Raw genomic sequence first — 19,605 nt, 5'->3', positions numbered from 1 at the left:
TCATAAATTATTGACAATTATGAATTTTAGTACTAAAATAATCCCAAAGCTCCTCAGATCCTTTCTCGATTTTTATGTCAATCTCTTTTGCAAGTCCTGAACAATCTATGTCACCAGCACAGTGGATCTACAAAATTTGACATCGTAAAGGAGGTGAACGGTTGGATTGAAATGTCTACTTTAATTAAACGTTATGTGATGTAAATAGTTTTGTATTTCGCTTTAAAGCTGTTGGCACCAAAAACATATTCAATTTACTTCCGCCTAAAGCTGTAACCGTTTTCTAGTTTGCATCCATTCCTCCCAATTTCGTCGTTCAAATTTTCAATATCTCATGACGACGCATTGGGTCAAGTGTTTGATGCAAACGTGAAAGAAAGGCCTTAATGGGCTACTGCGAACAGAAATTGTAAATGGTATTGACATTTGTGAACTTTACTTAGACACAACATTAGTTCTTGGTGGAAGGTACTTATCAAGATGTAGTTTAGTTCTAGGACACCTACGAATAAACAAAGGATCACCGCCTTCTTTGAAACACATCATTTATGGGATATCTTCAAGTAATTTGAAAGCGCATTCGTAAGCAGGCCGATTGAAAGAGAATACGAGTGATGACCGATTCGCATAATTCAAGTCAGCACGTATAAACAAAGGAGAATTTTGCCAAAAACATAAAGCACCAAAAAGGCTAAGAAACAGTTTACCGGTTCCTTCTATTTTGTTTCCATGACCCGGACATTACATCTTTACTCGGAGGTTGTAACTGAAAGGAAAAGTAATAGTTCAAATATTTAAGCGAGTGCTTAAGCAGGCGAGAGATTGGTGAGGCCTGGCCAACACTATGGAGGTAAATAAGAAGCCCGCATCCAGAGTAGAATTGTTCACAATGCTCTCGCCGCTAGACAAAAGGGGGTTTCTGAATGTTTCCCAATGCTTTCAAGTATGAAGCACCGACATCTGTCGACGAAGCGATCCGCCTCATGGATGAGTATGGATACGACGGCAAAATATTAGCGGGCGGCCAAAGTTTGTTGCCAATGATGAAGTTACGCATCGCAGCTCCCGCCGTAATTATTGATATTAATAATCTCGATGAGCTTAAAGGATGGAGTGAAGTAAACGGGAAATTGCGGATAGGTGCAATGACACGCCAAGCCGAATTGGAGCATGCGAAAGAACTTCGTGAACAATTTCCACTTCTGTCTCGTACCGCCCGCTGGGTTGCCGATCCATTGATTCGCAACCTCGGAACAGTAGTCGGTTCGCTAGTTCATGCGGACCCTGCCTCAGACTGGGGGACTGCGATGATTGCTTTAAATGCGATGCTGGAAGCCCGAGGTCCAAAGGGAAATCGGTTCATTCCCATTGACGAGTTTTTTGTAGATACATTTGCCACCTCGCTGGATGAAAATGAACTCGCCGTCGCGGTGCACTTGCCGATTCCATCCAGTCCTGTGGCCGCCCGCTATATGAAACTCAAACGTAAAGCCGGCGATTTTGCCATTGCAGGGCTGGCTGTGCAGGTCACTGTTGACAGTGACGGCCGTGTTTTTGAGGCAGGCATCGGCATTTGCGCTTGCGGGCCGGTCCCATTGCGGGCTGCCAAGGCTGAAGAGGCGCTTATCGGACAACGTCTGACAGCGAAGACGATTGAGGACGCATCAAAGCTTGTGCCGGAAGATGCGGATCCCGTTGATGACTTACGGGGCAGCGCGGTCTATAAGAAGAATCTTTTACGTGTGTTTGCTGCACGCGCACTCCGCGAAATCGCGGAAGAGTTGCATGGAAAGGTGGAGGTTCAATGAAGATCCGTGTCAAGGTAAATGGGCATTTGTACGAATCAGATGTTGAGCCACGTACATTGTTGGTTTATTACCTGCGTGATGAACTGAAGCTGACGGGCACGCACGTAGGGTGCGATACTACCAGCTGCGGTGCTTGCACAGTGTTGTTAGACGGGAAAGCAGTCAAATCGTGCACCGTTCTAGCGGCACAAGCGGATGGGCGTGAGGTGTTGACGGTCGAAGGGCTTGATCAAAACGGTCAAATGCATCCGTTGCAGACAGCGTTTTGGGAGGATCATGCGCTGCAGTGCGGCTACTGTACACCAGGTATGCTCATGGCTTCCTATGCAATGTTGCAAGACAATCCGGCGCCAACCGAAGAGGAAATTCGCGAGGGCCTTTCAGGCAATATTTGCCGTTGCACAGGATACATGAATATCGTGAAGGCCGTCCAGTCCGCTGCCCGCAAAATGGCGGATGAAACTCAAGAACCTTTAGAGGAGGTGGCCACAAGTGGCACTTCAACAGAATGAGTTGCGCCCAATGGGCAAATCGATTATCCGCAAAGAAGATCCGCGGTTTATTCGCGGAAAGGGCCGCTATGTGGATGATGTGATTCTGCCGAATATGCTCTATATGAGCATTTTACGCAGTCCGTACGCGCATGCTCGCATTCGTAGAATTGATACGTCGGCTGCTTTGGCCGCACCTGGCGTCAAATTAGTGCTCACAGGTGAGGATTTGGCCAAAATGAACCTTGCATGGATGCCGACTTTGAATGGCGACAAACAGATGGTGCTGGCTGTGGGCAAGGTATTGTTTCAGTACCAAGAAGTCGCTGCCGTCATCGCGGAGACGCGCGCCCAAGCGGAAGATGCTTTGCAGTTGATCGAAGTCGATTACGACCCGTTGCCGGTCGTAGTAGATCCGTTCAAAGCGCTTGAACCGGATGCTCCTATTCTCCGTGAAGATCGGGAGAAAAAGTCGAACCACATCTGGCACTGGGAGTCGGGGGATCGAGAGGAAACCGAGATCGTCTTTCGCGAAGCGCCGGTTGTCGTCAAGCAAGATGTGCGCTTCCAGCGTGTTCACCCTTCGCCGCTTGAGCCGTGTGGATGTGTTGCTGATCACAATACAGCGACAGGCCGGTTGACTTTTTATGTCACTTCCCAAGCACCCCACGTTCTCAGGACTGTGACCGCTATGATAAGTGGTATTCCCGAACATCAGATTCGAGTTATTTCGCCTGATGTTGGCGGCGGTTTCGGGAACAAAGTGGGCGTCTATCCGGGATACGTCTGTGCGATTGTCGCTTCGTTGAAGTTGGGTGTGCCTGTTAAATGGATTGAAACGCGAACCGAAAATATCACAAGCACTTCTTTCGCTCGCGACTACCACATGACGTGCGAAATTGCTGCGAGCGAGGATGGCAAAGTGTTGGGACTGCGCGTGAAAACCATTGGCGACCATGGTGCCTTTGATGCTGCAGCCAATCCGACCAAGTTCCCGGCTGGTCTGTTCAACATTGTGACAGGGTCGTATGATTTCAAGGCCGCGTTCGTCGAAGTGGATGGCGTTTACACCAACAAAGCACCCGGTGGTGTTGCGTACCGCTGTTCATTCCGTGTGACAGAAGCAGCGTACCTAATTGAACGGACAATGGACATACTGGCGCAAAGACTGAAGATAGATCCGGCAGAACTCCGTTTCCGTAATTTCATTCGCAAAGACCAGTTTCCATATCACTGTCCGACCGGATGGGTGTACGACAGCGGAGACTACGAAAAAACATTGAAACTTGCTCTGGAACGGATTGGGTATGACGAACTGCGCAAAGAACAGGCAGAGAAACGAGCCCGCGGTGAATTCATGGGGATTGGCATCTCCACTTTTACAGAGATTGTCGGTGGAGGACCAAAAAATACATTCGACATTCTTGGAATCAAGATGTTCGACAGCGCCGAGATTCGTATCCATCCTACCGGCAAGGTGATCGCACGGCTCGGTGTACGGCACCAAGGTCAAGGACACGAGACGACATTCGCTCAAATTATCGCGGAAGAGCTCGGATTGAGTGTGGATGACGTGTTGATTGAGGAAGGCGATACCGATACCGCCCCTTATGGATTAGGCACGTACGCCAGCCGCTCTACGCCGACGGCAGGTGCTGCAGCAGCTCTCTGTGGACGCAGGATTCGTGAAAAGGCACACAAAATTGCCTCCCATCTGCTGGAGGTCGGTGAAGACGACGTGATATGGGACGGCACTGCCTTTTCCGTAAAAGGTTTGCCGGGGAAATCGGTGACGATGAAAGATGTGGCTTTTGCCGCATACACGAACGTTCCCGAAGGCATGGAGCCAGGTTTGGAGGCGACCTACTACTACGATCCACCGAACCTCACTTTCCCTCACGGCGCCTACATCGCGGTTGTCGATATCGACAAGGGAACCGGTGCTGTAAAAGTGCGGCGTTTTTTGGCCGTTGACGATTGCGGCAATGTGATCAATCCGATGATCGTCGATGGACAAATACACGGAGGACTCACGGAAGGGTATGCCATTGCGTTCATGCAAGAAATTCCGTACGATTCGAACGGCAACTGTCTGGCGCCAAACTGGATGGACTATTTAGTCCCTACGTCCCTTGACACGCCACACTGGGAAACTGATCGGACGGTGACACCTTCGCCACATCATCCTATTGGCGCAAAAGGTGTTGGAGAGTCGCCGAATGTCGGTTCTCCTGCCGCATTTGTCAATGCAGTGGTGGATGCACTGTCGCCGCTAGGCGTAGAGCACATTGACATGCCAATTTTTCCATGGAAGGTATGGAACATCTTGAGGGAGCACGGTATAAATGAATGATTCAGTATCTAGCTAGGATTAACATGGATTAAGGAGGGGAAAGCCCGGTGGCGCTAACGCCGCCGGGGTATACAAAATGGATCTTGTGTGGGAAACGGCAAAGGACATGGATGAACGCGTCGAACCGTATGTCATGGTGACAGTTGTCCGCCGTGTTCGGCCGAGTTCAGCGACAGTTGGTGATAAAGCGATAGTGACAGCAGATGGAGAAATGAAAGGGTTTGTCGGTGGACATTGTACACGGGAGTTAATTATCGATCAAGCTCAGGAATGTCTCCGCACTGGAGAAAAAAAACTTTTGCTTGTATCCCCGCAGCCGCCGGCCGACGTGGAAGAAGGAATTACAGTTCTTTCAATGACGTGTGCATCTGAAGGAACAGTTGAACTTTTTTTAGAACCGAAGAATGTTGATCCTTTGTTGATTATTGTGGGTGATTCCCCGATTGCGCATGCTCTTAAAGAAATGGCACCCCGATTCGCTTTTATGCCGCGCCGGATCTCACTGGAAGAAGCGGAAAGAAGCAGTTCAAAAGATCCGTTAAAGATATTATGCCATCAACTTGCTGCTTTCAACTTTACGACGGCTTATGGCGTCGTTGCTACGATGGGGTTGTATGATAGTGATGGCCTGTTAGCACTTTCCCATTGGCCTTTAAGGTATTTGGGTTTGGTGACCAGTCCGAAGCGTTGGACGACCGTGCGCAGCGGATTGGAAGCGGCCGGGGCGCCAAAAGAATTTATAGACTTTGTTAATGCTCCTGCCGGGTTAGATATTGGTGCTGTAGGAGCGCAAGAAATTGCCCTTAGTATCCTTGCTCAAATCGTAGAACGCCGCCGCCGAAATTTGAAAGCGAAGTGGGAAGGATTACCAGAAGTTGGGGTTTCGAAACCCGAAGCATTATTCGCAAATGAAGTTCGTGACACAGTATCACCAAAAGTGGTGGATCCGGTATGTGGTATGACTGTAGACTTGGAGAAGACCCAATTTCGTTTTGAACTGGATGGTACTACCTATGGCTTCTGCTGTTCTGGCTGCCGAGACCGCTTCGCTAAAAATCCACAAAATTTTCTTAGTCACGTATGACAAAAAAACGAATTTGAATTGGTTAACATGGTGTAGCACTGAAAGATACTTATAGTTTTCAAAGGCTGATCAACGTACGACTGAAGACTGATTTACTATATTTTAACTCGAGGAGGAAAATAAATGCTTAAATATGGAGGAGAATATACGATCGAGTTACCGCGGGATGAAGTCTGGGAGTTTATAACTAATCCACAAAAAGTTGGGCCTTGTATTCCCGACTTGCTTGAATTCAACGTAGAGGGTGATAATCGTTTTCAAGCTATTGTAAGGGTTGGCATAGGACCTGTTCGCGGTAAATTCAAACTCAATTGCGAATTATCCGCAGTTGAACCGGGAGTTGTGATGGCTCTACCAATTAAGGGTGGAGGAATGGGAAGCGGAGTCGATATGAAAGCAGTAGTAAACCTTAGCGACATCGACAGTGGTACCCTCTTGAAATGGGAATGTGACGGAGCCATCAGCGGACCTATCGCGGCACTTGGTGGTCGCATGATTGATAACCAGGCGAAAAAAATCATACAGGAGGTATTTGCAAATCTGGAGAAGGCATTCACTGCTGTGTAGAAGGGAAGATTGACTGAATGAACGAGCAAGTGCGCATGCTGCAAGAGGAATTTCAACGTTCTCACTATGTAGTAGAAGAAGGGCTAGCAACTGTTGTGCACTTGGCACAGCGGCTAGCCCGTCCTCTACTTTTAGAAGGTCCTGCAGGTGTAGGAAAGACGGCATTGGCGAAAGCACTCGCTGCTGTTCGTTCCGTGAACCTTGTCCGCCTGCAGTGCTATGAAGGTTTGGATGCAAGTCAGGCACTGTACGATTGGGATTACCCAAAACAGCTGCTGACGGCACGCACGGCCTTTACCGATGGTACAGTAAACCAAGAGGCACTTTACAGTGAGGCGTTTCTAATCGAACGACCGCTTTTACGTGCACTGCGTGAGAAACCGGCGCCAGTACTACTGATTGACGAAGTAGATCGCGCCGACGAGGAATTCGAGGCATTATTGTTGGAATTTCTGTCAGAATTCCAAATCACCATCCCCGAGATGGGTACTTTTCGAGCCTCTGAACCACCTTTAGTTATTTTAACGTCAAATCGCACGCGTGACTTGTCGGACGCCTTACGACGCCGTTGTCTGTACATTTGGGTTGATTATCCGGCATTTGAGCAAGAGGCGGCTATCATCTCACTGCATGTGCCGCAGATCGCACCTAAACTTGTGAAACAAATCGTGTTTAGCGTGCGACGACTGCGGAAGTTGTCGCTGCTCAAGCCGCCTGGATTAGCAGAATCGATAGATTTTGCACAGGCGCTCACGGAATTAGGTGCACAGGAGCTGAACGAAGAAGTGATTCGACATACCCTAGGATGTTTGTTGAAGACGCAGGAAGACATGGACTTGCTAAGGGAAAGGGGATTCGATTTGCTATGGAACACCTGACGGCTGCGATAGGCAGCTTGACAGGCAGCATCGTTAGGCAGGTGACCGAATTTGCGCCTTGGCTACGAGATCATGGTTTTCGTGCAGGGGTTCCCGAAACATTGACAGCAATTGCTGCACTGACTGAATTGAACCTTACCTCTATTGATGAGGTTTGCTTTGCCTTTCGCTCAATCTATGCAAGGACACCGGCGGAATGGGGCATCTTTCCGACTTTGTTTGAGCAATATTTTGGCATACGGGAAGCACGTTTGCAGGAGAAGCGACGCCTGCAATCAGATGATTTGCTGGGCGGAACCGTTGCCGGTGAAAAGGCAGAGCGCCCGACGCTAGAGACTGTACAGGGTATACTTGCCGGTTTTCATTCAAGTGATGGAGAGAGATTTGCTTTACGGGCGGACGGCCAAGTTTTGAAAGATGTTGTTAAGTTGACCCAGTTGGCAGTACGTACGATGGATGCACCTCGCGGCCGCAAGTGGCAGTCACGAGGGAGAGAGAAAATGGACCTGCGTCGAACCATAAGGAGTGCATTGCGCCATTCAGGAGAACCGTTTAAATTCAAAATGCGCCGACGCCGACCCGACAAGCCGCGAATTGTTCTAGTTATTGACATTTCCGGTTCCATGAAACCGTATGCGCCTTTCATTACATCTCTCGCTTGGTCATTTACACGGGTGCGTGCACGCACGCAAATCTTTCTCTTTTCCACACGCCTTTTGCGGGTGACATCGCTTATTGCACGAAAAGGGGTGGAAGGTATTCCTTATGGCGATTTACCGGGATTACGGGGTGGAACTCAGATTGGCGGCGCGTTGGCACAATTACTTCATCGATATCCTAGTCTTTTGCAACGACATACGTGTGTCATAATCATGTCGGATGGATTTGATGCAGGTAATCCTGAGCAAATGCATACTTCCATGCGCGACTTGGCTGCTCGGGTTGGACGGGTGGTGTGGATGAATCCGCTACTTGGTGAACCTGGCTATGAACCAACTTCTGTGGGCATGTCGATGGCATTGCCTTACATTGACGCATTCGTCAATGTCCATGATGTAGCAACTTGGAAAAAGGCAGTACTTAGCGGGGCGCTGCGAGCAGCAGCACCCTAAGCCATCAATGTAAACCTTTATTTAGGAGGGTAAGAAGTTGGATTCAATACAATATATAGACAAAACTATCTTTTTACTTTCATTTCCCGTTCTTATTTTATATTTATTGGTGCTGGCAAAGGTTCGTCAATTAAATAGGTTAATAGTAAAAAAAATTACTTGCTTTTTATTGGGACTTGTTTTGATTAATCTTTGTTTTGGAAGTGCATTAAACTTCTATAGTCACCTTCTATTAAGTGTCCATATGTTGCAAATGAGTCTCCTTTGTTTTTATATTCCTGTGCTAATCCTTTCCGGAATACCCGAATTTAAGGTGCATCCTCGATTTCAGTTTTTGGGTAAGCTCCGTAACAGCAAGTTTTACCACCGTGCGATTTTAGGCTTATTTGCTTTTTTGTTCACCTTTTACCACTTTCCAGTTGTATTTAACACTGTCATGAGTGATAAAACCTTGCATGATTTTTCGCAAGGCTTCTTAATAGTGCTATCTTTTCTTGTATGGTGGCCAGTGACAGCATCTTCTTACGAAAAGGAGTCAAATAAACTAAAACGTAATTATATTTATAAAATGCTTTTATTGTTGATGCCGGCCTGTTTATTTCTAATTATTGCGAACAAAGGATTATATAAAGTTTATAATGACCCAATTTTTTTAAGCAAAACATTACGTGTATGTATTTCGCCGAATATTAATATGAAACCATATTTTATAAAGCTTAGTTTTTTATCAACAATTGGAGATCAGAGATTGGGTGGTATGATTATGATTATTTCGCATAAGTTAGCTTCTTACTGGTTAATGAGAGGTTGATGGTTAAAGGATTAAGAAACCTTGGTTTAGTTAATACAGCTTTCGGCTCGGTGTGGAATTATGTTTTTAAAGGGAAATTTTGCCGTGTTTAAGATTAGTTGAAGACTAGTTAGAGCTATCCCACATTATGTATTCCGTAATAAGAAGCTAATCTCTAAAAAAACAAAGGAGAGGTTAAGCGTGTCACGTATTGATGAAGCACGTGAGGTTTTTGCTCGTATTGAACAAGCATGGTTAGATGGAGAAAGGACTGCTCTTTTGACGATTACTCAAGTACAAGGCTCTGCGTACCGCCTTCCCGGTGCTAAAATGATGATGACAGAAACAGGAAATATGCTAGGGACTCTCAGTGGAGGCTGCCTTGAATCTGATCTTTACGGATGGGCAGAAAAAGCAATAGAGGAAGGAGAACCCCGACTCGTAAATTACGATCTCAGTGAAAATGAATTATGGTCTCTCGGGATCGGATGTAAAGGAACGATGGAAGTCGCCATCTTTCCCATTCGTTCTGAAGACCCGTTCTGGCGATCAGTGAGAAAGATTATCGCCCAAGATCGTGCCATCTCTCTTGTTCTCGAGTTACCAACAGGGATCCGCTGCGTTTTTGACGGGAAAAATCCAATGGTCGGGGATATAAATGAATTACCTGATCTTGTCGTTCAGCAGTTGATAAATCGTATCGAGAACCGAACGAGGGCGGAGATAGCCGTAGTTGGCGGTCGCCGTTTTTATATCGACACGATGCGGCCAAATGAACAATTGATTATCTGCGGTGCAGGGCACGACGCCATACCTGTGGCGGAGCTCGCTGCTAAATGTGGATTCCGTGTAACCATACTTGATCCACGCAATGAGTTTAATGGAGTTAAACGCTTTCCTAAAGCAAAACACTTGGTAGTTGAACCCGATGAAGCCGATCCAGAACAACTCGCGGAGAGTTGGTGGTTGATCATGAATCACTTGCAAGTTCGAGATGAAGCTGCTCTTCGTCTCGCACTTCAAGCACGACCTAAATACGTAGGTGTGCTTGGTCCCTCATCACGGACGCGGGAAATGCTTCAGAATATTGGTGCAGATATGAATAGCGGTCCAATACGGGCACCAATTGGACTGGATGTGGGTGCAGAAACGATTGAAGAAGTTGCAGTATCTATCGTGTCCGAATTGCTCGCAGCGCGCTCTGCCCGTCCTGGACAGCCACTGCATGGTAAAGAAAAAATCCATAGTTAAAAGAGGCGGGAAAAGTATATGAACGACATTGGTGCTATCATTTTAGCTGCCGGCATGTCCAAACGAATGGGGCAACCGAAACAATTTCTGAACCTGCATGGGAAGCCCCTGTTTCGATATTCTGTTGAAACAGCCGTGCACTCCGGACTCCGTCCTGTAGTCGTTGTGAGCGGCGAGCATACCGAGTTGCTCAAAGAGTATATTCGTGATTTACCAGCAATGGTAATTCATAACCCAAATTTTGCTAATGGTATGTCTACTTCGTTAAAGGCAGGAGTGAAAGCTATTAAGGATAAAGTGCCGGCTTCTTTTGTTTTTTTGTCTGATCAACCGTTTATTCCTGTTATGGTGGTTGATCGATTACGAAAAGTATATAATGTGGCAAAATCTAAAAATATCAAAATTATCCGGCCTCGCTATGCATCTGTTCCTGGTCATCCAGTATTATTTGCTGCAGAAATTTTCCCTGAGTTGCTTCGTATTGAAGGAGATAGGGGTGCTAATCAGGTCATACGCCAACATTTAGATGAATTAGAATACGTCGATTTTGATCATTCATTATGGGGTGTAGATATTGATACACCTGAAGAGTGGAATATCTACAGTAAAGAAAAAAATGATAAAAATACAACAGACCAAGTCCCTAACTAAGTGCCATACTTTAGATCTTTATAGTAAAGACGTTAACTATGTTTATGGGAAGGGAGACGAAAGATGAAGTTTCATCGGGAAATTGTTGACATTTGGGATGCGCAAAAGCGAATTGAACCGTGGATTCGTCCACTCGATACAGAAAAAGTGAAGCTGATAGACAGCATTGGCCGTTACCTCGGCGAAAATGTGTCAGCGACACACGACTTTCCTCACTTCCGACGTTCGATGATGGACGGGTTTGCCGTCCGATCGACTGACACAAAAGGGGCCTCCGACGAACGGCCAGTTGCTCTTAAAGTCATTGAATCGATTCCGTGCGGTGCAGTTCCGAAAAAAAAACTGACAGCAAATACGGCTGCGCGCATTATGACTGGAGCGATGATGCCAGAAGGTGCCGATTCTGTAGTCATAATTGAATTGACAGAACAGATGCAAAAGAATGGTCAAACGTATACAGTGCTCAGAAAGGAGGCGACACCCAATGAAAACGTTATTCCCGTTGGACTTGAAATGACAAAAGGTACGATGATCCTGGAAAAAGGGCGCAAAATAAATCCAGGTGAAGCCGCTCTCCTAGCTGCCTTCGGTTACGATACAGTCACCGTTTCACGCCGGCCGACAGTGGCTATTTTTGCCACCGGTTCGGAACTACTGGACGTCAATGAGCCGCTCGAGCCTGGAAAGATTCGCAACAGCAATACTTACATGGTTGTTGCGCAAGTGTTAAATGCCGGTGGACTTCCAGTTCTCCTAGAGAAGGTGCCAGATAACGTTGGACTTGCTAAAGAAATGATTCTCGAAGCAATGGAAAAAGTCGATATCGTCATTTCAACAGGCGGGGCTTCCGTTGGGGATTACGATATTTTAGTAAATATTTTTGAACAATGGGACGGTAAGATGTTGTTTAACAAAGTAGCCATGCGTCCTGGCAGCCCGACGACTGTAGGAATATGGCGGGATAAATTTTTGTTCGCCCTTTCCGGGAACCCTGGAGCATGTTTCGTCGGGTTTGAGCTGTTCGTTCGTCCTGTTATATGGGGAATGCAAGGAAAACCCAATTACTTTCTCCCATCGTTTTCAGCGTTTCTCGCCGAGGATTACAAAAAAATGGATTCGTTTTACCGTATCGTACGCGGAACGAGCGAAATAATAGACGGAAAAATTTACGTCCGGCCGGCTGGAATCGACCAGTCAAACATCTTGTCTTCGATCCGGAATACAGATTGCTTAATAATCATTCCCTCGGATAGGAAACTGATGAATAAGGGAGAAATCGTACAGGTATTAAAACTAAATATTCCGGAGTGATGGAGCAGAAACTGAAAAAGCTAGGTAGGGAAATTCAATAAAATTACTGGCATGTGGAAACGGCAAAGTTAATCGGAACGTAAGATTGGAGATTGTGGGGATATGCTGTTGCTATCATTGCTGCTACACAATACTATATTGGAGCGTTTGCTCTGTTCCAATCATACATAGTGAATACCTTTAATAGTTTGAAGCCCCTTTTTAAGGGGTTTTCGTTTTTTCACCAAGAATATAGATCTGGAACAATTTGAAAAAGCAAGCGAAACAAAGCGTAAATCAGAATCAAACATTTTTGGAAAAATACTATAAACTTGATTTGAACATGGTAAAATAAAAGTTGGATTGAATATGGAAGCATCCATCATTAGGGGGTACATAAGTGAATAATCAGGTGCGAAAGAATGTTTTAACCTTGCAGGGATATTATTTGTTAACTTTTTTTGGAGTTGGAAGCCTTTATCCTTTATTAAGTGTTTATCTTAGTAAAACTGTCGGTTTAAATGGTTATCAGATTGGAACAATCATGTCGGCAGGACCAATTGTCATGATTTTTTTTCAGCCTTTATGGGGCATGGTTTCAGACTCTACTAATTCTTCAATTAAAATACTAACGTTAACTACGCTTGTTGCAGGTATATTTGGATTGGGATTTCTCTTTAGCGGGGATTATTATTTTTTAATGGTCGTTGCTGTTTTCGTTGCAATATTTCAAAGTGCAATTATTCCAGTTTCAGACAGTATATCACTCAAATATACAAGCAGGGTAAAAGTCAATTATGGAAATATCCGATTGTTCGGTTCTCTCGGTTTTGGTTTAGCTGTCTTTATTATGGGCCGTTTATCCGAATATAATCCAGCGGTAATTTTTTATTCTTTCTTTTTCTCATTAATTATAGCTTCTTTTTTAGGTACACGAATTCCGAAAGAAAAAGCAGCTTCGAATAAAAAGCTTTTTTCCGGTATAAAAGAAATATTGACCTATAGGAAATTTATTGTTTTCTTAATCATAACGTTTATGATTTTTGGGCCTAATCTAGCCAATAATACATATTTCGGATTATTTGTTGAGGATAGCGGCGGCACTTATACAGGAATTGGAATTGCTTTTTTAATTGCTGTTCTATCTGAAATTCCCTTTATGAAGGTTGCCGGAAACTGGATCCAAAAAATTGGAATTTTAGAAGTGGCGTTGATTGCAGGAGCAGTATCTTTAGTGAGATGGATTTTGTATTTTACTCAGCCAAGTTTGTCTATCGTTTATATCACAACCGTCATTCAAGGCTTTTCTGTTGGGTTGTTTATTCCAGCAGGACTTCAATATATAAAAGACATTACCCCCGTTCATATTACGGCTACAGCTGTTACACTATATTCTGCAATTGGAAACGGGCTTGGGAATTGGTTTAGCACATTTATAGGCGGCATTATTTATGAGGAATATAATGTTTTTACTGTCTATTTATTTTTTGGGATTATGGCATTAATGGGCGTGTTGTTGATCGTTTGGTTAATAAAAGAAGAGAAAGCTGAATCAATTGTAAAAAAAGCAGCAGGCTAAAGATTTGGATTCTAAATGGAGAAAGCATAAACAAAATGCGAATAAGTAGATGGGGATAATGAATGAAATTATTCTATTGGTTCAGAATATCAATAAACGGAAAGGGGGACATCTGAATGAAAGAGGAACGAAAAGAAAGTTTAAACCTTGCCTACAGATATTATGAAACAGAAGATTACAAGCGAAAAGACCAACTTTCATCCGGATTAGCCGAAACACATGAACAAGTAAACGATGCTTATATAGAAGGTGAAATCAGGCAAACTAATAATGGTGCCAACGGTCAAGACCTTCCCGACTAAAAAGATAGAAAACCAATAATTAGACAACAAAACCGATGTTGGCAAAAAATCAAATTGCCAAAAATAAAGAGGCTGTCTCAAAAGCCAGAGGGTCAGACCCCATAACACAATATATAGGACATAATGTTGCATAAATGTGCTATATATTTATAAACGAACATGGGGTCAGACCCTTATGAGACAGCCTCTTTACATTATCATCTAAAAAGTTGCAGCAAATGCGGGCCGCACCTTATAAATTCTCATTTTGCTGACCGATTTCTTTTCCGGCCACAATCGTATTGGCCTCTTTTAAATCTTGATAAACATCAACTGAATCACCAGGAATGTTTTTCATATTCGGAAAGACACCGTCCGTTTGGATTGTAAATTCACGATTATTCGGAGCATGTGTCAGGTAATTTTCTTCTTTTTCGCGCATCATTTTCAACCCCTTTACTAAAATTTTTCTCTTCATTATCAAATTTTATTCTTGAATAAATAAAAAGAAATGAAAAAGGCATACTAGAAAAAAAGGGGGGCGGCTTATGTATTTTGCAAAGAAAGCAGCTGAAGAAACAGCAGACGTTTTAGTTGACACGAGTGTATATGCATGTAATTCTCCTTCATGCAATGGCTGGATGAGGAAAGATTTTGCAACAGAAGATTTAAACTGCCCGATGTGCGGAACGGGAATGCGTGAAGAAACAAGAGAACTTCCGCAAATTCGGACCGATTTTAATCCATTTAGATACAATTAAAATACAACTTCTTTACCAAAAATGTACTCAGGTATTATTGTTTTTCTTAAAATCTTGATTCTTATGAAACGCTCTCAAGAGAAAATTTGGGGGCGTTTTCGTGTTTCTTGGGAAAGGTTCGGTTTTGGGCAAAGAATTTCTATTTCGAAAAAACCAGCTCGCTAAATATTTTCGCCATCGATACGAGTAACTGCCTATTTTAGAAATTAATCCACGTATGTCTATTCTAAAAACCAGTTCATCAATATTATAAAGTAACAGGTAATTGGAGGTGAATAGTATGAGCGGCGGTTTCACGAGCAGCTTTGCGTTAATTGTAGTATTGTTTATTTTAATCATAATTATTGGTTGTTCATGTTTTAGATACTAGAAAATACGCCTCTGTAATCTCCCTGTAGGCCTGGAACCTCCTAATAGAAAAGCGGCTGTCAATTGGCAGCCGCTTTTCGTATATAAAATAAACAAAGGGGATGATGTATTGTAGTTGTTATAGAACACATTATTCTTCTTTTTTAGATAAGCAGCGTTCACATTCCATTAAATAAGATTCAGCTTGTTCTGTTATAGTTTGACCGCATTCCGGACAAACCTTTTTAGGTAGATTTTTAAAAAATTCAACTGGACTTTGTAAACTTTGCAACATGGTAATTCCTCCTTTTTATAGTACAGTATTTTTTAATCTCTTCTGTTATAGAACAGTATACACCAAATTCTTATTATTTGTGTAGACCTTTTATAAAAATTTTTTATTTTTTTAGAAGAAAGTACTTTCTTTTATATATAAATGGTGATGAATATAAGAAAGGAAATGACATTGATTCCATGTCTTCAATGCTAAAGTAATGGCAGACAAAACGCGTCTTGCCAGTCTCGGTTATTTGAAAGAAAAAGAAAAGGGACTAAACATTGGATAGACTGCCAATAGAGGGGCCATTCTTGCATTGCTGTTTGGAGTAGCAACATTTATGTATGTCGTAGTTTACGGTTTGCGCAACGCAAAGACTGGGCAACACATCCCCGTCTTTTTTAATGTTAATTTCATACATGATCCATCATTTTAATTTATGAGCCGTGATATACCATTTTCAAAAAATAAAAAAGAAATAACCGGTCTTAATGAAAAAATAGATAAATTTGGATCTAACAAAAATCAGAAAATTCAGTCTTTTTGAAATGTTATCGTTATATACTTGTCAAGAACGTAATTTAATTATAATCTGCCTGTTCTTTTTCTCAGCCAAATTCATGATATCATTATAACCGTTAGCTGAATAAGCTATAGGAGGTTATCAAATGAAAAAACACTTATACTCAATGGTAGCAGCAGCAACAATCTCTGGAGTAATCGGTGCAAACGCCCAAGCAAAAGAAATCGTGGTTAAAAAGGGAGATACACTTTGGGACTTCTCTCAAAAATATGATGTAAAAGTAGAAGATATTAAAAAATGGAACGGGCTATCCTCGGACATAATATATCCAAATCAAGAATTAGAAATTTTACCGGAAAAACATTACATAGTCAAATCTGGTGATACGCTTTGGGACATCGCAAGAGCAAATGGTGTCACTGTTCAAGATTTGAAAACTTGGAACAAACTAAATTCAGACTTAATTATACCTGGATGGAATCTTGTGATCTATCCAACAGCTAGTGGAAAAGTTAAGACACAGGCTCATTCAACACATCCGGCAAAAGCAGGTCATGTGCAAAACAAAAACACAGTTGTGAAATCGGCTATGAAAACACATCCTGTGCAAATCAAGCAAACACCTGTAAAAGCAGCCGTGAAAACACATCCTGTGCAAATCAAGCAAACACCTGTGAAAACAGCCGTGAAAACACATCCTGTGCAAAACAAACAAACAGCTGCAAAAACAGCCGTTAAATCGGAAACTGCCAAAGCACCGGTTGCGAAAGCTGCAAAAGTAATAACCGTTACGGCTACCGCTTACACTGCTGACTGCGGCGGATGTTCAGGCGTTACAGCAACTGGAATAAATTTAAAAGCTAACCCAAATGCAAAAGTAATTTCAGTGGATCCAAGTGTGATTCCATTAGGTTCAAGAGTATATGTTGAAGGTTATGGATATGCCACTGCTGCTGATACAGGCGGTGCAATTAAAGGACATTTGATTGATGTATTTATTCCATCTAAAGAACAAGCAGTTCAATGGGGAAGAAAGCAAGTAAAAGTAACGATATTAAAATAATATCACGAAAAAAGATGCTGACCCATAAGTTCATGGTTCCCGTCTTCAGTTACTAAATATTATAGCAACATGATTCATGTTTTCAATATTTTAGTAACTAGGGTGCCTGAAATCTTTTGGGTCAGCTTTTTATATTAATTCTTTACTTTTTCTTCCTCTTTGCTAATACTTTTGGCTGGAGGCCGATACATTATTCCTCTTCTTGAAAATAGACTAAAAAAATAACTTGCCGTTATGCGAAAATGGAATTGCAACTGTTCTGATAGATGGCTGAACCTTTCAAAAATATTTTCTTTTAAATGATCAAGCTGCCTTGATAACCTATGACTAAGTGCATCCTGTTGGTCGAGTCTTTCCATTACAGTTTTATGATAGATCTCTTCATTGTTAAGTTTTTGCGAAATATCAGCAAAAATCGTTTGCTGTTTTTCAAGTTGGTGCTTAAACTCCTGATTCATCCGTCCATATTCTTCTATTTTATTGGTAAGTCCATCAAATTTTTGATCTTGGAATGAAAGCTGATCAAGTATTGCCTGATGCACAAGCCCCTCTCCTTCAGCTTGTTTCTCAATCCCTTTTTGTAATTGTTCTAATTCACTCAGCCTTTCCAATATTACTTGTGCAGTTTGTTCATGTTTTTTTAACAATGAATCTAATTGCCGACTAAATGATTCCTGTTGTTCAATCCGGTTAAGAACTTCTTCAAAATAATTGGTTTGCTCACTTTTTGCATGATTTAAAAGAACGTTGACTTCCTGAAATGAATCGCTGAGTTGTTGATTTACAGATTGCTGCTGATCAATGAACTGAGCCATATAGTTAAGATGAAACAAATTTTGATTTGGGTCTTGAAGTGAAGATTGGGTTATATATAATTTCGGCTCCATTTTACCGTTTACATACAAAGTCATAGTAACACTCCTTTACTTAACATTAAGGTATTGCCGGGACAGTGGTACTATATAGTATGAACGAACAGAAATAATTGTTTATTTTACCCATATGCGATGAATACTAGAAAAGTCTCAAGGGGAAATTAACACTTGAAAGGTGGATGATTTTCAAATGAAAGATAAAAAAACTCAAAATAATACAGAACCGACAATCGCACCTGGTATTGATGATAATGAGGAATTGGAACAAAAGGCTTCAGCGGATGAAGTGCGAAGAGGCGAATATACAAGTGTTACAACCTTATCTTATGATGAAGTGGATCCAAGCTGAAATTATAATGTAGATAAGATTTTCCGGGCTGACTCATAAGGGTCGGACTCCCGGCCAATACGAATAATAAATAAAATAATATTATTGGAACGGTCTGACTCTTTGCTTCGAGTCAGGCTCTTTTTTGTGAAAAAGGGCCAGAGCTGCTCTGACAAAATTGAAATGCCAACTTATCTTTAGAAAGATGCAAGTTTTAAGCGTTTGTAAATATTTTGAGCTTGGCTTCGCTAACACTGCCTTTTTATGTTGGTTTTGTTTTTATATGAAGCCTATCTCCATGTTAGGGTTGGGAGTTTAAAACTCATTCACGTTTTTGTAGGGTGGGGGACATATAGATTTTTAAGATATAAAATGGTCAAGTCAAGATTACGGATTCAGTCATAGAATCATCTCTCTTAGCCATATGATAATTTAAGGAAACAATAAGGTATGATAAAATGGAACCAAAATAAGCCACCTTTACATTGTTGAAACGCCTTGTTTCCTGGGATTTTTTAAAAACGGGAGGAGGGAACAACTTGAATCGTGCAGGATTTGGTATTCGCTTAGGAGCATTATTCATTGATGCTGTAATTTTTGGCATTATATCATGGATTTTAGAAATGATTGTTCTTTCTATTTTAGGGATTTCCGGTAAAAATAATCTTAACACAGGGCTTCCTGTTATCGGAGCAGGGATTATCATCAACAATCTGATCAGCTTTGTTCTTGCATTGATTTATTATGTTTGGTATCCCGTTCGCTCAAAAGGACAAACTTTCGGAAAGAAATTAACGGGAATTCGGATTCAGCGTACAGATCACAAGGAACTGACCTTTTGGACGATGTTTTTGCGTGAAATGATCGGTAAGTTAATATCAACCTTAATTTTATTTATTGGTTATTTATTGGCCCTTGGAGAAGAAAAAAGGACATTACATGACCATATTGCAGGAACAGAAGTTGTTTATACAAAACAACAATAATTTAAGTCCAACCAAAGGGAACCTTTTGCAAACAAAGGTTCTCTTTTTTTGTTGAAAAGGGGCGAAACTGCGCCAGTTAAAATAAAAATGCTAATTTATCTTTAGCTTGATACATATTTTAGCTTTGTAAATTTTTTAGATTGGCTTCGTTCATACCGACTTATTATGTTGATTTTCTTTTATAATGAAACCTATTTCCATATTGGGGGAGGGACTAAAAACTTATGCAAGTTTTTAGTGTAAAAGGGGAGGTTTACAACGTAACAATGTTATGTTACATTTAACATAAGTTGTTAAAGCGTAACAATG

Annotated in this window: 21 protein-coding genes; 18 read left to right on the top strand and 3 right to left on the bottom strand. The window is 42.3% G+C overall.

The window, feature by feature from the left end; genetic code table 11:
• Positions 1-923: 923 nt before the first annotated feature.
• The 13 genes from BMMGA3_RS08030 to BMMGA3_RS07970 all read left to right on the top strand — a co-directional run bounded on the left by BMMGA3_RS08030 (position 924) and on the right by BMMGA3_RS07970 (position 14,156).
• Entirely contained in the window at positions 924-1,808 is an 885-nt protein-coding gene (locus tag BMMGA3_RS08030; protein WP_004434066.1) for an FAD binding domain-containing protein, read from the top strand.
• A complete protein-coding gene (locus tag BMMGA3_RS08025) occupies positions 1,805-2,320 on the top strand; it encodes a (2Fe-2S)-binding protein (protein ID WP_004434063.1) in 516 nt (171 codons plus the stop codon). Before BMMGA3_RS08030 ends, BMMGA3_RS08025 begins: the two co-directional genes overlap by 4 nt.
• On the top strand, positions 2,301-4,652 hold the full coding sequence (locus tag BMMGA3_RS08020) for an aerobic carbon-monoxide dehydrogenase large subunit (RefSeq protein ID WP_004434061.1): 2,352 nt from the start codon (positions 2,301-2,303) through the stop codon (positions 4,650-4,652). The genes BMMGA3_RS08025 and BMMGA3_RS08020 overlap by 20 nt, the downstream gene beginning before the upstream one ends.
• A gap of 76 nt (positions 4,653-4,728) precedes the next feature.
• A complete protein-coding gene (locus tag BMMGA3_RS08015) occupies positions 4,729-5,736 on the top strand; it encodes an XdhC family protein (protein ID WP_004434059.1) in 1,008 nt (335 codons plus the stop codon).
• Between the two features lie 123 nt (positions 5,737-5,859).
• On the top strand, positions 5,860-6,303 hold the full coding sequence (locus BMMGA3_RS08010; protein WP_004434056.1) for an SRPBCC family protein: 444 nt from the start codon (positions 5,860-5,862) through the stop codon (positions 6,301-6,303).
• 17 nt (positions 6,304-6,320) lie between these two features.
• A complete protein-coding gene (locus tag BMMGA3_RS08005) occupies positions 6,321-7,181 on the top strand; it encodes an AAA family ATPase (protein WP_004434054.1) in 861 nt (286 codons plus the stop codon).
• Positions 7,169-8,293: a vWA domain-containing protein gene (locus BMMGA3_RS08000; RefSeq protein WP_004434052.1), complete on the top strand. Its 1,125-nt coding sequence runs from the start codon at positions 7,169-7,171 to the stop codon at positions 8,291-8,293. Before BMMGA3_RS08005 ends, BMMGA3_RS08000 begins: the two co-directional genes overlap by 13 nt.
• A gap of 37 nt (positions 8,294-8,330) precedes the next feature.
• Positions 8,331-9,104 carry a cytochrome c oxidase assembly protein gene (locus tag BMMGA3_RS07995; RefSeq protein ID WP_004434049.1) on the top strand — a complete coding sequence of 258 codons (774 nt, stop codon included), beginning with the start codon at positions 8,331-8,333 and terminating at the stop codon, positions 9,102-9,104.
• A gap of 180 nt (positions 9,105-9,284) precedes the next feature.
• On the top strand, positions 9,285-10,334 hold the full coding sequence (locus tag BMMGA3_RS07990; protein ID WP_004434046.1) for an XdhC family protein: 1,050 nt from the start codon (positions 9,285-9,287) through the stop codon (positions 10,332-10,334).
• A gap of 18 nt (positions 10,335-10,352) precedes the next feature.
• Positions 10,353-10,985: a nucleotidyltransferase family protein gene (locus BMMGA3_RS07985; RefSeq protein ID WP_004434043.1), complete on the top strand. Its 633-nt coding sequence runs from the start codon at positions 10,353-10,355 to the stop codon at positions 10,983-10,985.
• A 63-nt stretch (positions 10,986-11,048) separates the two neighbouring features.
• On the top strand, positions 11,049-12,296 hold the full coding sequence (gene glp / locus BMMGA3_RS07980; RefSeq protein WP_004434039.1) for a molybdopterin molybdotransferase MoeA: 1,248 nt from the start codon (positions 11,049-11,051) through the stop codon (positions 12,294-12,296).
• A 379-nt stretch (positions 12,297-12,675) separates the two neighbouring features.
• On the top strand, positions 12,676-13,854 hold the full coding sequence (locus BMMGA3_RS07975; RefSeq protein WP_038502163.1) for an MFS transporter: 1,179 nt from the start codon (positions 12,676-12,678) through the stop codon (positions 13,852-13,854).
• A gap of 116 nt (positions 13,855-13,970) precedes the next feature.
• Positions 13,971-14,156, top strand: a complete 186-nt coding sequence (locus BMMGA3_RS07970) for a YozQ family protein (protein ID WP_004434036.1) — start codon at positions 13,971-13,973, stop codon at positions 14,154-14,156.
• A gap of 232 nt (positions 14,157-14,388) precedes the next feature.
• On the opposite strand, the gene BMMGA3_RS07965 is transcribed toward BMMGA3_RS07970, so the two are convergent.
• The gene (locus BMMGA3_RS07965) at positions 14,389-14,580 is read right to left on the bottom strand and encodes a hypothetical protein (protein WP_412150994.1); all 192 of its coding nucleotides are present in this window, start codon (positions 14,578-14,580) and stop codon (positions 14,389-14,391) included.
• Positions 14,581-14,683: 103 nt separating this feature from the next.
• Here BMMGA3_RS07965 and BMMGA3_RS07960 point away from each other — a divergent pair, with 103 nt between their 5' ends.
• Both BMMGA3_RS07960 and BMMGA3_RS17280 read left to right on the top strand, forming a co-directional pair.
• On the top strand, positions 14,684-14,896 hold the full coding sequence (locus tag BMMGA3_RS07960) for a cold-inducible protein YdjO-related protein (RefSeq protein WP_004434030.1): 213 nt from the start codon (positions 14,684-14,686) through the stop codon (positions 14,894-14,896).
• Positions 14,897-15,176: 280 nt separating this feature from the next.
• Entirely contained in the window at positions 15,177-15,266 is a 90-nt protein-coding gene (locus tag BMMGA3_RS17280) for a YjcZ family sporulation protein (RefSeq protein WP_081485668.1), read from the top strand.
• 129 nt (positions 15,267-15,395) lie between these two features.
• Here BMMGA3_RS17280 and yhfH read toward each other — a convergent pair whose 3' ends face one another.
• Positions 15,396-15,539 (bottom strand): protein YhfH, encoded by a 144-nt coding sequence (gene yhfH, locus BMMGA3_RS17275; protein WP_004434027.1) that lies wholly within the window; start codon positions 15,537-15,539, stop codon positions 15,396-15,398.
• A 650-nt stretch (positions 15,540-16,189) separates the two neighbouring features.
• Between yhfH and BMMGA3_RS07955 the strand changes: the two genes are divergently transcribed.
• The gene (locus BMMGA3_RS07955) at positions 16,190-17,107 is read left to right on the top strand and encodes a LysM peptidoglycan-binding and 3D domain-containing protein (RefSeq protein WP_004434024.1); all 918 of its coding nucleotides are present in this window, start codon (positions 16,190-16,192) and stop codon (positions 17,105-17,107) included.
• Between the two features lie 134 nt (positions 17,108-17,241).
• Here the strand turns inward: BMMGA3_RS07955 and BMMGA3_RS07950 are convergent, their stop codons facing one another.
• Positions 17,242-18,018 (bottom strand): hypothetical protein, encoded by a 777-nt coding sequence (locus BMMGA3_RS07950; RefSeq protein ID WP_004434021.1) that lies wholly within the window; start codon positions 18,016-18,018, stop codon positions 17,242-17,244.
• Positions 18,019-18,172: 154 nt separating this feature from the next.
• Between BMMGA3_RS07950 and BMMGA3_RS17890 the strand changes: the two genes are divergently transcribed.
• A complete protein-coding gene (locus tag BMMGA3_RS17890; RefSeq protein ID WP_004434018.1) occupies positions 18,173-18,331 on the top strand; it encodes a hypothetical protein in 159 nt (52 codons plus the stop codon).
• A 518-nt stretch (positions 18,332-18,849) separates the two neighbouring features.
• Entirely contained in the window at positions 18,850-19,296 is a 447-nt protein-coding gene (locus tag BMMGA3_RS07945; protein WP_004434016.1) for an RDD family protein, read from the top strand.
• Positions 19,297-19,605: the final 309 nt, after the last annotated feature.

Origin of the sequence: Bacillus methanolicus MGA3 (genome assembly GCF_000724485.1) — a bacterium.
GTDB lineage: Bacteria > Bacillota > Bacilli > Bacillales > Cytobacillaceae > Bacillus_Z > Bacillus_Z methanolicus_A.
This window is presented reverse-complemented; position numbering and strand designations above follow the sequence as displayed.

Coding starts and splice junctions, on each gene's coding strand:
- BMMGA3_RS08010 (WP_004434056.1), top strand. CDS start 5,860: ATGCTTAAATATGGAGGAGAATATACGATCGAGTTACCGCGGGATGAA.
- BMMGA3_RS07985 (WP_004434043.1), top strand. CDS start 10,353: ATGAACGACATTGGTGCTATCATTTTAGCTGCCGGCATGTCCAAACGA.
- BMMGA3_RS08005 (WP_004434054.1), top strand. CDS start 6,321: ATGAACGAGCAAGTGCGCATGCTGCAAGAGGAATTTCAACGTTCTCAC.
- BMMGA3_RS08030 (WP_004434066.1), top strand. CDS start 924: ATGTTTCCCAATGCTTTCAAGTATGAAGCACCGACATCTGTCGACGAA.
- BMMGA3_RS08025 (WP_004434063.1), top strand. CDS start 1,805: ATGAAGATCCGTGTCAAGGTAAATGGGCATTTGTACGAATCAGATGTT.
- BMMGA3_RS17890 (WP_004434018.1), top strand. CDS start 18,173: ATGAAAGATAAAAAAACTCAAAATAATACAGAACCGACAATCGCACCT.
- BMMGA3_RS07955 (WP_004434024.1), top strand. CDS start 16,190: ATGAAAAAACACTTATACTCAATGGTAGCAGCAGCAACAATCTCTGGA.
- BMMGA3_RS07960 (WP_004434030.1), top strand. CDS start 14,684: ATGTATTTTGCAAAGAAAGCAGCTGAAGAAACAGCAGACGTTTTAGTT.
- BMMGA3_RS07965 (WP_412150994.1), bottom strand. CDS start 14,580: ATGATGCGCGAAAAAGAAGAAAATTACCTGACACATGCTCCGAATAAT.
- BMMGA3_RS07970 (WP_004434036.1), top strand. CDS start 13,971: ATGAAAGAGGAACGAAAAGAAAGTTTAAACCTTGCCTACAGATATTAT.
- BMMGA3_RS17280 (WP_081485668.1), top strand. CDS start 15,177: ATGAGCGGCGGTTTCACGAGCAGCTTTGCGTTAATTGTAGTATTGTTT.
- BMMGA3_RS07950 (WP_004434021.1), bottom strand. CDS start 18,018: ATGACTTTGTATGTAAACGGTAAAATGGAGCCGAAATTATATATAACC.
- BMMGA3_RS08000 (WP_004434052.1), top strand. CDS start 7,169: ATGGAACACCTGACGGCTGCGATAGGCAGCTTGACAGGCAGCATCGTT.
- BMMGA3_RS08015 (WP_004434059.1), top strand. CDS start 4,729: ATGGATCTTGTGTGGGAAACGGCAAAGGACATGGATGAACGCGTCGAA.
- glp (WP_004434039.1), top strand. CDS start 11,049: ATGAAGTTTCATCGGGAAATTGTTGACATTTGGGATGCGCAAAAGCGA.
- yhfH (WP_004434027.1), bottom strand. CDS start 15,539: ATGTTGCAAAGTTTACAAAGTCCAGTTGAATTTTTTAAAAATCTACCT.